Annotated in this window: 11 protein-coding genes; 7 read left to right on the forward strand and 4 right to left on the reverse strand. The window is 61.2% G+C overall.

What is annotated here, in order from left to right; all coding sequences use genetic code 11:
- Positions 1-6 precede the first annotated feature (6 nt).
- The 7 genes from F8N96_RS07845 to F8N96_RS07875 all read left to right on the forward strand — a co-directional run bounded on the left by F8N96_RS07845 (position 7) and on the right by F8N96_RS07875 (position 10729).
- Complete coding sequence (locus tag F8N96_RS07845) at positions 7-636, forward strand: LysE family translocator (protein WP_128873710.1); 630 nt, start codon at positions 7-9, stop codon at positions 634-636.
- 246 nt (positions 637-882) lie between these two features.
- Positions 883-2565, forward strand: a complete 1683-nt coding sequence (locus F8N96_RS07850) for a fatty acid--CoA ligase (RefSeq protein ID WP_150797329.1) — start codon at positions 883-885, stop codon at positions 2563-2565.
- 336 nt (positions 2566-2901) lie between these two features.
- Positions 2902-4839: a DUF1302 domain-containing protein gene (locus F8N96_RS07855; RefSeq protein WP_150797330.1), complete on the forward strand. Its 1938-nt coding sequence runs from the start codon at positions 2902-2904 to the stop codon at positions 4837-4839.
- 28 nt (positions 4840-4867) lie between these two features.
- Positions 4868-6232: a DUF1329 domain-containing protein gene (locus F8N96_RS07860; RefSeq protein ID WP_150797331.1), complete on the forward strand. Its 1365-nt coding sequence runs from the start codon at positions 4868-4870 to the stop codon at positions 6230-6232.
- Between the two features lie 174 nt (positions 6233-6406).
- Complete coding sequence (locus F8N96_RS07865) at positions 6407-9145, forward strand: LuxR C-terminal-related transcriptional regulator (RefSeq protein ID WP_150797332.1); 2739 nt, start codon at positions 6407-6409, stop codon at positions 9143-9145.
- An 87-nt stretch (positions 9146-9232) separates the two neighbouring features.
- Positions 9233-9874: an MBL fold metallo-hydrolase gene (locus F8N96_RS07870; RefSeq protein WP_109634736.1), complete on the forward strand. Its 642-nt coding sequence runs from the start codon at positions 9233-9235 to the stop codon at positions 9872-9874.
- Positions 9875-9988: 114 nt separating this feature from the next.
- Positions 9989-10729 carry an OmpA family protein gene (locus F8N96_RS07875; RefSeq protein ID WP_150797333.1) on the forward strand — a complete coding sequence of 247 codons (741 nt, stop codon included), beginning with the start codon at positions 9989-9991 and terminating at the stop codon, positions 10727-10729.
- A 152-nt stretch (positions 10730-10881) separates the two neighbouring features.
- Here the strand turns inward: F8N96_RS07875 and ehuA are convergent, their stop codons facing one another.
- From ehuA to ehuB, 4 genes are all read right to left on the reverse strand, one after another.
- On the reverse strand, positions 10882-11757 hold the full coding sequence (ehuA, locus tag F8N96_RS07880) for an ectoine/hydroxyectoine ABC transporter ATP-binding protein EhuA (protein ID WP_412071806.1): 876 nt from the start codon (positions 11755-11757) through the stop codon (positions 10882-10884).
- Positions 11757-12413: an ectoine/hydroxyectoine ABC transporter permease subunit EhuD gene (ehuD, locus tag F8N96_RS07885; RefSeq protein WP_128873718.1), complete on the reverse strand. Its 657-nt coding sequence runs from the start codon at positions 12411-12413 to the stop codon at positions 11757-11759. Before ehuD ends, ehuA begins: the two co-directional genes overlap by 1 nt.
- Positions 12410-13069, reverse strand: a complete 660-nt coding sequence (ehuC, locus tag F8N96_RS07890; protein ID WP_150797334.1) for an ectoine/hydroxyectoine ABC transporter permease subunit EhuC — start codon at positions 13067-13069, stop codon at positions 12410-12412. Before ehuC ends, ehuD begins: the two co-directional genes overlap by 4 nt.
- Before the next feature lie 67 nt (positions 13070-13136).
- The gene (gene ehuB / locus F8N96_RS07895; protein ID WP_150797335.1) at positions 13137-13994 is read right to left on the reverse strand and encodes an ectoine/hydroxyectoine ABC transporter substrate-binding protein EhuB; all 858 of its coding nucleotides are present in this window, start codon (positions 13992-13994) and stop codon (positions 13137-13139) included.
- Positions 13995-14000: the final 6 nt, after the last annotated feature.

Below are 14000 nucleotides of genomic sequence, written 5' to 3' on the forward strand. Positions count from 1 at the left end.
GTTCCCATGTACTGGACAGAGTTCTTGACCGTTGCCCTGATTCATTTGCTGGCCGTTGCCAGCCCAGGCCCGGACTTTGCCGTGGTGGTCCGTGAAAGCGTGACCCACGGTCGTCGCGCCGGCACCTGGACGGCGCTGGGCGTCGGCACGGCCATTTTCCTGCATGTCGGTTACTCGTTGCTCGGCATCGGCCTGATCGTGTCGCAGTCGATCGTGTTGTTCAACGCCTTGAAATGGGCAGCCGCTGCATATCTGTTGTATATCGGCTTCAAGGCTTTGCGCGCTCGGCCAGCCAGCGCGGTCACGGACGAACTGCACAAGGAAGCAGGCGAACGTACGGCTCGCGGCGCCTTCACTTCCGGTTTCGTGACCAATGGCCTGAACCCCAAAGCCACGCTGTTCTTCCTCTCGTTGTTCACCGTAGTGATCAATCCACACACTCCGCTGACGGTGCAGGCTGGTTACGGCATTTATCTGGCGGTGGCCACCGCTGTATGGTTTTGCCTCGTGGCGATGCTGTTCAGCCAGCAGCGCGTGCGCGCCGGGTTCGCGCGCATGGGCCACTGGTTCGACCGGACCATGGGCGCGGTGCTGATCGCCATCGGCGTGAAACTCGCGTTTACCGAGATGCATTGATCCCTGAAGGAGCCGGCTTGCTGGCGAAAGGTTCGCCGCGGTGTTTCTGAATAACCGCGGTGAGGCCATCGCCAGCAAGCCGGCTCCTACAGAGGGCCGTGTCTGGGCCGGATACCTACAAGTGCTGGCGCAACGCTATCATTTGCTTGGCTCTACAAATCATTCCTTTGGCTGATTTGGCTGGCGCACAAGGGCACTAGAGTGCTTGCTTTCAGCCACGACCGTGCAGTCAGAAAAGGGATTCTTATGTTGCAGACTCGCGTTATCCCCCCAGCCGAAGGCGCTTACCAGTATCCGCTGTTGATCAAACGGCTGTTGATGTCCGGCGCGCGTTACGAGAAAACCCGCGAGATCATCTACCGCGACCAGTTGCGCTACAGCTATCCGACCCTGATCGAGCGGGTCGCACGGTTGGCCAACGTACTCACGGCAGCCGGCGTCAAGGCGGGCGATACCGTGGCGGTCATGGACTGGGACAGCCATCGATACCTGGAGTGCATGTTCGCCATCCCGATGATCGGCGCGGTGATCCACACCATCAACGTGCGCCTGTCGCCGGAACAGATCCTCTACACCATGAACCACGCCGAGGACCGCTTCGTGCTGGTCAACAGCGAGTTCGTCGGGCTGTACAATGCGATTGCCGGGCACCTGACCACGGTAGAGAAAACCCTGCTGCTGACCGACCTGCCGGAAAAAACCGCCGATTTGCCGAACCTCGTCGGCGAGTACGAGCAGTTGCTGGCGGCGGCGAGCACGCAGTATGACTTCCAGGACTTCGACGAAAACTCGGTCGCGACCACCTTCTACACCACCGGCACCACCGGCAATCCCAAAGGCGTGTACTTCACCCACCGGCAACTGGTGCTGCACACCATGGGTGTTTCGACGATCATGGGCGCCATCGACAGCGTAAGGCTGCTGGGCACCAACGACGTGTACATGCCCATCACTCCGATGTTCCACGTGCACGCCTGGGGCCTGCCGTATGTGGCGACCATGCTCGGCCTCAAGCAGGTCTATCCCGGTCGCTACGACCCGGAATACCTGGTGGAGCTGTGGCGCAAGGAGAAGGTCACCTTTTCCCATTGCGTGCCGACCATCCTGCAGATGGTCCTCAATGCCAAGGCGGCACAAGGCACGGATTTCGGTGGCTGGAAGATCGTGATCGGCGGCAGTGCGCTGAACCGTGCGCTGTACGAAGCGGCCAAGGCCAAGGGCATTCAGCTGACCGCCGCCTACGGCATGTCGGAAACCGGGCCGCTGGTGTCGTGCGCGCACCTCAACGACGAGCTGATGGCCGGCACCGAAGACGAACGCACCACGTATCGGATCAAGGCCGGGGTGCCGGGGCCCCTGGTGGAGGCGGCAATCGTCGACACCGACGGCAATTTCCTGCCCGCCGATGGCGAGACCCAGGGTGAACTGGTGCTGCGTGCGCCGTGGCTCACCGAAGGTTATTTCAACGAGCCGCAGAAGGGCGCCGAGCTCTGGGCCGGGGGCTGGCTGCACACCGGTGACGTGGCGACCCTGGACAGCATGGGGGTGATCGACATTCGCGACCGGATCAAGGACGTGATCAAGACCGGTGGCGAGTGGATTTCCTCGCTGGACCTGGAAGACCTGATCAGCCGCCACCCGGCGGTACGCGAAGTAGCAGTGGTGGGCATTGCCGATCCGCAGTGGGGCGAGCGGCCGTTTGCCTTGCTGGTGATCCGCGAAGGCCAGGTTATCGGGGCGAAGGAACTCAAGGAGCACCTCAAGCCATTCGTGGAGCAGGGGCACCTGAGCAAGTGGGCCATCCCGAGTCAGATCGCCCTTGTTACTGAAATTCCCAAGACCAGTGTCGGCAAGCTCGACAAGAAGCGGATTCGCGTCGACATCACCGAATGGCAAGCCAACAACAGCACCTTCCTCTCGACGCTTTAAGCGTCCCCTGGCGTGTCCGAAAGGGCACGCCAGGCCCACCAAGCAAGCGCTTGGCTTGTCAAATCCGGATTTTCAGCCATTCTTGCCGTGCCGACAGGTGTCGGATTGGCGAAAGGACTGTTCCAGAGTGGTTGGCGCTGCAAATCACACTTTAGAGGGATCAAGCAGTACTACCTGCTGGCTATAGTCCGCTCAAGGATTTTTAAGAACGGAGCACACGCACACACCGGGGCGATGCAACTTTGGAATGACTTAGGGCTACCTTGGCGCCCAGTCATCCATCGCGTTTTTAAGAGTGCTAATTGCCATAACAATAATGCACATGGAGTAGCGTCGATGACATCAGTAAACCAGTTCTGGCGCAGGGCGAAACTGCCCCTGGCGGTCAGTCTTGCCTCTACGCTCGCCGGGCCAGCATTCGGCGTCAGTTTCAACGTTGGTGAAATCGAAGGTCAGTTCGACTCATCCCTGTCGATCGGAGCCAGTTGGTCTACCGAAAGCGCCAACAAGAACCTCATCGGCGTCAACAACGGCGGTCGCGGCCTGTCCCAGACCTCCGACGATGGTCACTTGAACTTCAAGAGCGGCGAAACCTTCTCGAAGATCTTCAAGGGTATCCATGACCTTGAATTGAAATATGGCGACACCGGCGTTTTCGTCCGTGGCAAATACTGGTATGACTTCGAGCTCAAGGACGAAAGTCGTCCGTTCAAGGACATCAGCGACAGTAACCGCAAGGAAGGCGCCAAGTCCTCCGGCGGGCAAATCCTCGATGCCTTCGTCTACCACAACTACTCCGTTGCCGATCAGCCGGGCTCCGTGCGTCTGGGCAAGCAGGTCGTGAGCTGGGGCGAAAGTACCTTCATCGGCGGCGGCATCAACTCGATCAACCCGATCGACGTTTCCGCGTTCCGTCGTCCGGGTGCCGAGATCAAGGAAGGCCTGATCCCGGTCAACATGTTCTACGTGTCCCAGAGCCTCACCGAGAACCTCTCGACCGAAGCCTTCTACCAACTGGAATGGGACCAGACCGTTACCGACAACTGCGGCACGTTCTTCTCGCAACCGGACGTGATTTCCGATGGCTGCGACAACAACCTCGCGGTATTGCGCACCCGCAATGGCCTCAACGGTGCACTGGCGGCTGCGGGGCTGCCGGCTGGGCTGCGTAATGCCAGCATCAACACCCTCGCCGCCAGGGGCGTGACCTGGGGCGACCCGGATGAAGGCGTGATCGTTCGTCGCGGTCCGGATCGCGACGCACGGGACAGCGGTCAGTTCGGCGTGTCCTTCAAATACATGTTCGATCCGCTGGACACCGAATTCGGCGCCTATTTCATGAATTACCACAGCCGTGCGCCTATTTTCAGCGGCCATGGCGCGCCGGCGAGTGCCTACAGTGGAGCAGGCCTGGTGGGGGGGCTGGTGGGGGCCGGGGTTCCGCTCGGCGTCGCGGCCGGCCTGGCGCCGACCTTGCTGCCGTTGGTGGTGGCGGGCAACTCCAGCTACTACGTCGAATACCCTGAAGATATTCGCCTGTATGGTCTGAGCTTCTCCACGACGTTGCCTACCGGTACCGCGTGGAGCGGTGAAGTCAGCTACCGGCCGAATGCGCCGGTTCAGCTCAACACCACCGACATCCTCTTTTCCGGCCTGACGCCGCTGAACCCTAACGTCTCCGTGCTTCAGGGGCAGCCAGGGCAGGATCAACAAGGCTATCGCCGCAAGGAAGTGACCCAGCTGCAGACCACCTTGACCCACTTCTTCGACCAGGTGATGGGCGCCGAGCGGCTGACCCTGGTGGGCGAGGTCGGCTTTACCCACGTCGGCGGCCTGGAAAGCACTTCCAAGGCGCGTTACGGCCGTGACCCGAGCTACGGTCCTGGTCCGTTGCCAAGTGGCCAGTGCGTGGCATTGAACACGTCCACTTTGGCGGGCGGTCCGCAAAACAACGTCAGTCGCTATTGCGAAAACGATGGTTTTACCACCGCCAACTCCTGGGGTTATCGCGGTCGTGCCATCTGGGAATACAACAGCGTATTCGCCGGGGTGAACCTCAAGCCGAACGTGGCCTGGTCCCATGACGTGGAAGGTTACTCGCCAGGCCCTGGCGGCAACTTCGAGGAAGGTCGCAAAGCGGTCAGCCTGGGCGTCGATGCCGAGTACCAGAACACCTACACCGCGAGCCTGGCATACACCAACTTCTTCGACGGCAAGTACACCACCACGGATGACCGCGACTTCGTTGCGCTCAGCTTCGGCGTGAACTTCTAAGCACTGTATTTTCAGGACGAACACATATATGAAAATAACAAAGAGTCTGTTCCACGTCGGTGTTCTGGGGCTTTCGTTGCTGGCGACCGGTGTGATGGCTGCGGTCCCTGCGGCCGAGGCGGACAAGCTGGGCAAGAGCCTGACCCCGATGGGCGCCGAGATGGCGGGCAACGCCGACGGGTCGATCCCGGCCTGGAAACCCATGGCGAAAAACGCCGGTAACGTTGACGGCAAAGGCTTCCTGTCCGACCCGTTCGCCAGTGAAAAACCGCTGTTCACCATCACGGCGCAGAACGTCGACCAGTACAAAAACAAGCTTGCCCCGGGCCAGTACGCGATGTTCAAGCGCTACCCCGAAACCTTCAAGATGCCGGTCTATCCGTCCCATCGCGGTGCCACGGTGCCGGATGCGGTGTTTGCTTCCATCAAGAAAAACGCCACCAGCACCAGCCTGGTGTCCGGCGGCAACGGTCTGGAAAACTTCGAGACCGCCATACCGTTCCCGATTCCGAAAACCGGTGTGGAAGTCATCTGGAACCACATCACCCGCTATCGCGGCGGCAGCGTGACCCGTCTGGTTACCCAGGCCACGCCGCAGCCGAACGGCTCGTACAGCCTGGTGTACTTCCAGGACCAGTTCGTGTTCCGCGACAAGATGAAGGATTACGATCCGGCGAACCCGGGCAACATCCTGTTCTACTTCAAGCAGAAAGTGACCGCGCCGGCACGTCTGGCCGGCGGTGTGCTGCTGGTGCACGAAACCCTCGACCAGGTTAAAGAGCCACGTTCGGCGTGGGTCTACAACGCCGGTCAGCGTCGTGTGCGCCGTGCGCCGCAAGTGTCCTATGACGGGCCGGGTACCGCTGCCGATGGCCTGCGTACCTCCGACAACCTGGACATGTACAACGGTGCGCCGGATCGTTACGACTGGAAGCTCGAAGGCAAGAAAGAGATGTACATCGCCTCCGACGCCTACAAGCTCGACGATCCGAAGCTGAAATACGCCGACATCATCAAGGCCGGTCACATCAACCAGGACCTGGCTCGCTACGAGCTGCGCCGGGTCTGGCATGTGGTGGCTACCTTGAAGGAAGGTCAGCGTCACATCTACGCCAAGCGTGATTTCTACATCGACGAAGACACCTGGCAAGCGGCGGTGATCGATCATTACGACGGTCGTAATCAGCTCTGGCGCGTGGCGGAAGCTCACGCCCAGAACTATTACAACGTCCAGGTGCCGTGGTACACCCTGGAAACCCTGTATGACCTGCAGTCGGGTCGTTACCTGGCGCTGGGCATGAAGAACGAAGAGAAGTCGGCGTATGACTTCGGCTTCACCGCGACCACCAGCGACTTCACTCCGGCGGCGTTGCGTCAGGACGGTGTTCGCTAACGCTGACTGAAACAGAGGCCGCATCCTCGAAAAACGCCCCGACTGGTTCGGGGCGTTTTTTTGTTCGCAGGCTTTTTGTAGCCATTTGTAGCAATAACCTTCATTCCCTCTGCGTTTACCGCTAGTCTGCGGACATCTGCAACGCCGCCATCAGCATTCGAACAAGAGCCGGCCATGACTGATCTGTCCCCACTCCCGGGCCCTGCAAGCGTCACCGTCGCAGCACTGGACGGGCGCTTTTTTCGGCCGCCGTTGCCTGATGGCCACGTGCTGCGGCCGCGTTTGTGCGAGCGCCTGAGTGCGGGCCTCGGTGGCAGGCTGTTGCTGGTCAGTGCTCCGGCCGGGTTCGGCAAGAGCTCATTGGCCGTGGAGTTCTGTCAGGGGTTGCCGGCCCATTGGCATAGCCTCTGGCTGGGGTTGAGTCCCCGCGACAGCGACCCGGGGCGTTTTCTTGAACGCTTGCTCGAAGGCCTCCAGGATTACTTTCCGCAACTGGGCAGACAGTCCCTGGGGCTGCTGAAAATGCGCCAGCGGCATCAACCCTTCGCCTTCGAAGAATGGCTGGACGGTTTGCTCGACGAGTTGGCCGTGCATGTGTCGCCGACGGCGCCGCTGCTACTGGTACTCGATGATTACCATCTGGCCCAGGGGCCGGTGCTCGATCGTTGCCTGCAGTTTTTCCTCAATCATCTTCCCGACGGCTTGCTGGTGATGGTGACCAGCCGCCAGCGTCCGGACTGGCACCTGGCGCGCCTGCGGCTGTCGCGGCAACTGCTCGAGTTGCATGAGCAGGACCTGCGCCTGACCCATGACGAAGCCTTGACCCTGCTCGATCGACACAGCACCTCATTGCGCGGCGAAGCGCTGGAGAACCTGATCCAGCGTAGCGAAGGCTGGGTCGCCGGGCTGCGTTTCTGGCTGCTGGCGGCCTCCGAAGCGGGCACCGCCGGCGCGTTGCCCCAGTCCTTGCACGGCGGGGAAGGGCTGATCCGCGATTACCTGCTCGAAGAGGTCATCGATTGCCTGCCCGCCGAGGTGCAGGCATTCCTGTACGACACCGCGCCGCAGGAACGCTTTTGCAGCGAGCTGTGCGATGCCGTTCGCGAAGCCCACGACAGTGCCGAGATCCTGCGTTTTCTCTTGGCCCATCAGGTGTTCCTGGTCCCGCTGGACGAACAGGGTCACTGGTATCGTTACCACCATCTGTTTTCCGACCTGCTGCGCACGCGGCCGGCCACACCGGCGATGGTCCCGGTGGCGAGCCTGCACCTGCGCGCCTGTCGCTGGTTCAATGCCCAGGGATTGCTCGATGAGGCGGTGGAGCAGGCACTGCGGGCCGGGCACCTGGATGTCGCGGCGAACCTGGTGCAAAACCTCTCGGAAGAGCAACTGCTGGCCGAACAGAACGTCGGCATGTTGCTGCGCTGGAAAATGGACTTGCCCGACAGCCTGCTGGTCAGCACGCCACGGCTGATCGTGCTGTACAGCTGGGCGTTGGGGCTGGCCTGTCAGCTGGACGCCGCCGAGGAACTGGCCAGTCATTTGAGCCGCTTCCTGCCGGCCCCGTCGGCCACGGCGCAGAAGTCCATGCTGGCGCAATGGCTGGCCTTGAGCGGAATCATCGCCCGGGGGCGCGGCAATCGCGAGCTGACGTTGCTCTATTGCGCCGAAGCTCTGGAGAGTCTCCCCTCCAGGCGTTACGGCCAACGCCTGATGTGCCTCTCGACCTTGTCCAACCTGGCCATTGCCGACGGTGACCTGTGGCGTGCACGAGGCTTGAACCGTGATTCCCTGGAGTTGGCACAACGGGTCGGCAATCCGCTGTTCGAAGCGCTGGCCCATTACGACCGCGCCCGAGTGTTGCAGGCGCGGGGAGAGATCCTGCGGGCACTGGAAGAGGTCCGTCAGGGGCTGCAACGCCTGCAAGGGTTGTCCCCGCAACGGCTGTTTGCCGTACGCGCCCGCCTGACATTGTATGAGGGTTTCCTGCTGGCCCTGCGCTTGCAACCACAGACTGCGCGGCTGCGATTGCTGGCGGGTTTGAACGAAGCGCGCGCCTGTCGCGATATCAGCGTATTGATCGGCCATTGCGTGATCGCCAGGCTCGAAGGCAACAGTGGCGAATTCGCGAAGGCTTTCGCCGAACTCGCCGAAGCCGAACGCCTGATGCACATCTGGGATGTGCCGCCGATCTACTACCTGGCGATGATCACCCTGGTCAAATGCGAGCTGTGGCTGGCCCAGGGCCGTATCGACCTGGCCGAAGCCTGGCTGGCGCGACTGGGCCAGACCTACAACGGCCAGCAGGCAGCGGCGCCGCCGGAATTCCACCCACAGCTGCCGTTGCACATCGAATTGCAGCAGGCCTTGCTGGACGTGATCCAGGGGCACCCGATGCTGGCTGAAGGGCGCTTGAATGCGTTGCTCGAGAACGGCCAGCAGACAGGCCGGCAGTTGCTCAGCGTGCTGGTGTTGACCCAGAAAATCGATCTGCTCCTGGCGCACAATCGCGAGCCCGAGGCCCGGCAAACCTTCGTCCAGTCCCTGGAAGCGGCCAGTGGCGGTGCCCTGCAACCCTTCGACGCCCTGCTGAACAAATACCCTGACTGGCTGCGTGAGCAGCTCCAGCACTGTGCAAAATCGCCGATTGCACTAAACCTGTCGGAGCGCCTGCCCGCCGTCGCTGTGCGCGTTGCGCCGGAACCCTTGCCCGCGTGCGAGCAACTCAGCTCCCGTGAACTGGCCGTCCTGAAACTCATCGCCCAAGGCTGTTCGAACCAGGAAATCAGCGATCAGCTGTTCATTTCCCTGCACACGGTGAAAACCCATGCCAGCCATATCAACAGCAAGCTGGGGGTGGAGCGGCGCACGCAGGCCGTGGCGCGGGCGAAGGCGTTGGGAGTGTTGGCCTGAGGTCATTTGACGATACACATCGCGGTAAATGGCTTGATGGCCAATTTATGCAAAAATCCCCCTGTCCCCGTTTACCGAGCAGCCCCGATGTCCCAGCAACCAACCCTGATCCGCGAAACCTTCCCCGTCGGCCCCTTGCAGTGCAACTGCACGATCATCGGCGATCCGATCACGAAAAAAGCCATCGTGGTCGATCCGGGCGGCAATCATGAATTGATCCTGGCACGCCTCGACGCCCTGGGCCTGAAGGTGGTCAGCATCATCCACACCCACGCGCACCTGGATCACTTCCTGGCCTCCGGTCAGTTGAAGGAGAAAACCGGCGCGACCCTGCATTTGCACAAGGAAGATCAATTCCTCTGGGACAATCTGGAGATGCAATGCCAGATGTTCGGGGTGCCCTACACGCCGGTGCCGTCGCCGGATCGCTGGTTGGCCGACGATGAAGAACTGGCCTGTGGCTGTGGCGTGGCGTTGCACACGCCGGGGCATACCCCGGGTTCCATGAGCTTCTGGTTCGCCGAGGCCAAATTGCTGATTGCCGGTGACACCTTGTTTCGGCGTGGAGTAGGGCGCACGGATTTGTGGGGTGGCGATCAGGCGACCATCGTGCGTTCGATCAAGCAGCGTTTGTATACCCTCGATGAAGAAGCGACGGTGGTGACGGGGCATGGTCCCGACACTCGCCTGGGGGATGAAATGCGCGAAAACCCGTTTGTGCGCGCTTGATGTGCATTTGTGCACAGTCCGGGTGGAATTTTTGCCCATAAAAACGATCCAACGCCCGCAAAGGCTGACGCCTTGGTCCGTTGACCACAGAATGCATAAAATCAGGAGCTATACATGTTCACCAAGCAGCGTTTGATTATTGTCGCTACGGCTGTGGCCTTGCTGTCTGGCTGCGCCTCGCCTAACCCTTACGACAATCAGGGTCAAGCTCAGGGCCAAGCCGACAGTGGATCCACGGGCATGAGCAAAACCGCCAAGTACGGCGGGCTCGGCGCTCTGGCCGGTGCGTTGGCCGGTGCGGCCATTGGCCACGACAACCGTGGCAAGGGCGCGCTGATTGGCGCCGCCGTGGTGGGTGCTTCCGCTGCCGGTTACGGTTACTACGCCGACCAGCAGGAGAAAAAACTGCGGGCCAGCATGGCCAACACCGGGGTTGAAGTGCAGCGTCAGGGCGATCAGATCAAGCTGATCATGCCGGGCAACATCACTTTCGCCACCGATTCGGCAAACATCGCCTCGAGCTTCTATCAGCCGCTGAACAACCTGGCGGGCTCGCTCAAGGAGTTCAATCAGAACCAGATCGAGATCGTCGGCTACACCGACAGCACCGGCAGCCGCCAGCACAACATGGACCTGTCCCAGCGTCGTGCCCAAAGCGTGGCGACTTACCTGACGTCGCAGGGTGTCGGCGGTGCCAATTTGAGCGCCCGTGGCGCCGGTCCGGATAACCCTGTTGCCAGCAACGGTGACGTCAATGGACGGGCGCAGAATCGTCGGGTCGAGGTCAACCTGAAGGCGATTCCGGGTCAGCAGTATGGTGCCCAGCAGCAAGGCACCGTTCAGCAATACCCGTAACACCGCAAAAACCTGTAGGAGCAGCCGGTCGACGCTCGATTGCTCGCGGTGGACGGCAACGATGACGCGGGCTGTCTGGATGACCGCGCCGTTCTTGAGCCCATCGCGAGCAAGCTAGCTCCTACAGTTGATTCGTGTCTAGGCTGACTTTCCTAGTTGGCCTCTTTCACCGCGCTGAGAAACGCGCAAGTGCGCTCCTGTTGCGGGTGTTCGAAGATCTGCGCCGGCGTGCCCTGTTCGTGAATCTGCCCCTTGTAGAAGAAGCACACGCGATCGGCGAACTCCCGGGCGAAGCCCATCTGGTGCGTGACCATCAACATGGTCAGGTTGTGTTCGGTGCCGAGCTTGCGGATCACGTTGAGCACTTCGCCGCACAGTTCCGGGTCGAGCGCCGAGGTGACTTCGTCGAACAGCATCACCTTGGGCCGCATCGCCAGCGCCCGGGCGATCGCCACCCGTTGTTGCTGGCCGCCGGACAGCTGCGAAGGGTAATGCCCCAGTTTGCTGCCCAACCCCACCAATTCCAGCAAGTCCGCGGCTCTTTCCCGCGCCTCCACCGGTTTCATGCCGAGCACCTGCACGGGGGCCTCGATGACGTTTTGCAGCGCGGTCATGTGCGGGAACAGGTTAAAACTCTGGAACACCATGCCGATCTTGCCGCGCACCCGCCGGATGTGCCGATCGTTGGCCGGCACCAGCACGCCGTTGCGATTGGGCATATGGGTCAACAAGTCGTCCTCGATTCGGATCAGCCCGTCGTCGATGCCTTCGAGGGTCATCAGCACCCGCAGCAGCGTGGACTTGCCCGAGCCGCTGGGACCGATGATCGCCACTTTCTCGCCCGGCGTGACGTCCAGGTTCAAGTGGTCGAGCACGGTGAAGTTGCCGTAGCTTTTGGTGACGTCCTGGAAACTGACGATCGGCTTGACCGGTTTGGTTTCCTGCATGGCCATGGCCTCCTGCGGATGCAGCGGGGTCGGGTTGCTTTGCCGGGAAAAGTCGCTGGGTGTCGAAAGTGGAGAAGTCATTAGCGTAGCTCCAGGCGCACTTCAAGGCGCCGTACCAGATAAGCCAAAGCGATGCTCAGGGCGAGGAAAAACAGGCCGACCATGGTGATCGGTTCCAGGTAACGGAAATTCTCGGAGCCGATGTTCTTGGCCTGCTGCATGATTTCCACCACGGTAATCGCCGACAGCACCGGCGTATCCTTGAGCATCGCCACCAGGTAGTTGCCCAATGGCGGCAGGATCGGCCGCAGGGCCTGGGGCAAAATGATGTTGCGGTAGGCGCTGTACGGGGCGATGTTCAGCGCCGTGACCGCCTCCCATTGCGCCCGCGGTACCGCATCGAGGCCGCCGCGATAGACCTCGGCGATGTAGCAGGCGTAATGCAGGCCGATCCCGAGAATCCCGACTTGCATGGCGGTCATGCTGATGCCGTAGTTGGGCAGCACGTAGTAGAGGAAATACACCTGGATCAGCAGCGGCGTGCTGCGGATGAACTCGATCACCCCGGTAGCCGGCAGCGAGATAAACAGCTTGCGGCTGCGGCGGCCGATGGCCAGGAACAAGCCCAGCACAATGGCGATCAGGAAGCCGATCAGGGTAATCCCCACGGTGTTGAGCGAAGCGCGCAGCAGATCGGGAAGAATTTGCCAGGCGTAGGTCCAGTCGAACAGTGTCATGACAGACCTCCACGCATCCGTCCGCGAGCCAGGCGCCGCTCAACCTGGCGCATGCCGAGGTTGATGGCTTGCGCCAATACGAAATAGATCACCAGCGCCAGGCTGAAAATCTCCAGGGTCTGGAAGGTTGCCTGATCCAGCTGACGAGCACGGAAGCTCAGGTCGGACAAGGTGATCAGTGATACCAGCGAGGTGTTTTTCAGCAATTCGATCAGCAGGTTGGTACCCGGCGGGATAGCCGCGAGCAACGCCTGGGGCAAGATGATTCGCTTGAGGCGCTTGTAGCCGCTGAAGTTCAGCGCCGTGGACGCTTCGTACTGACCCTTGGCCACCGAGCTGATCGCACCGCGCATCACTTCCGCGCCGTAAGCGCCGATGTGCAAGCCGAGGCCGACGATGGCCACGGCGTAGGGGCTCAACTCAAGGTTGAACGGCGGCAGCGGCAGCACAAAAAACAGCCAGAACAATTGCACCAGCAACGACGTGCCGCGAAACACTTCGATGTAGGCGATGGAAAACCAGCGCAGTGGCCGCCATGGCGACATGCGCCCGAGCGCCGCCAGAATGGCAGCGACGATCGCCAGCAGCGAGCCGAAGAATGTCACCTGGAGGGTTACCCAGGCCCCTTGTATCAATAGCGGAAGTAATTCACCCATGAGTCAACCTGGCCATCCGGATTAAGCAGGGAATAGGCATCGCACCGGGGCGCCATGCCTGCCTCGACTACTGAGCGCAGAGCTCGGCAGCCGTTTTGCTTGTCACGTTGGATTTGTCGAACCCGAAAGGGGCGACTGCCTTGAGATGCTCATCGGAGCCCAGCCACTTTTTCAGTTCGGCGTTGACCGCATCACGCAGGTCTTTGTCTTCGGGACGGAAGGCGAGGGCGCCGTAACCGATGTGCGACGGGTCATCCTTGAACTCGGTGACCGCCTGGACCTTGTCGCCACCCTTGCTCGCCAGGCCTTTCATGGTCAGTTGGGTGCCCACGGCCGCATCGGCACGCCCGGCGCGCACGGCTTGCAGCTGCGCGGTCGTGTCCGGCACCTGCAGGATTTGCGCGTCCTTGACCCCCGAGTCCCGCGCATACGCCAGGTTCACCGTACCCGCCATGATCGCCAGTTTCACCTCGGGGTTCTTGGCGATGTCTTCATAGCTGTGCAGGTTCTTCGGGTTGCCCTTGGCCGTAAGCAGGGCGTCCGGCAGTTGGTACTGCGGATCGGTGAACAGCACCTGCTTGCAGCGGGCCGGGGTGATGTACATGCCGGCGGCAATCACATCGAAACGCCCGGCGCGCAGGCCGGGGATCAACGAACCCCACTCGGTCAACACGCCATCGACCTTGCTAATGCCCATCTTGGCGAAGATGGCCTTGGCGATTTCCGGTGATTCACCGGTGACCCTGCCGTCGGTTTCGGTGAAGGCGAACGGGGTTTCGTTGGCGTAACCGATGCGGATACTGCTGTTCTGTTTGATGGTTTCCAGGGTCGTGGCGGCCTGGGCGCCGGCGGCCAGGCCGAGCATCGCGCAAGCCACGAACAGGCGACGCAATGCATGGGGAGTGCGGGAGGGGAAATTGCTCATCGATAA

It is taken from the genome of Pseudomonas fluorescens (assembly GCF_902497855.1).
In the GTDB taxonomy this organism is placed as follows: Bacteria; Pseudomonadota; Gammaproteobacteria; order Pseudomonadales; family Pseudomonadaceae; genus Aquipseudomonas; species Aquipseudomonas fluorescens_BI.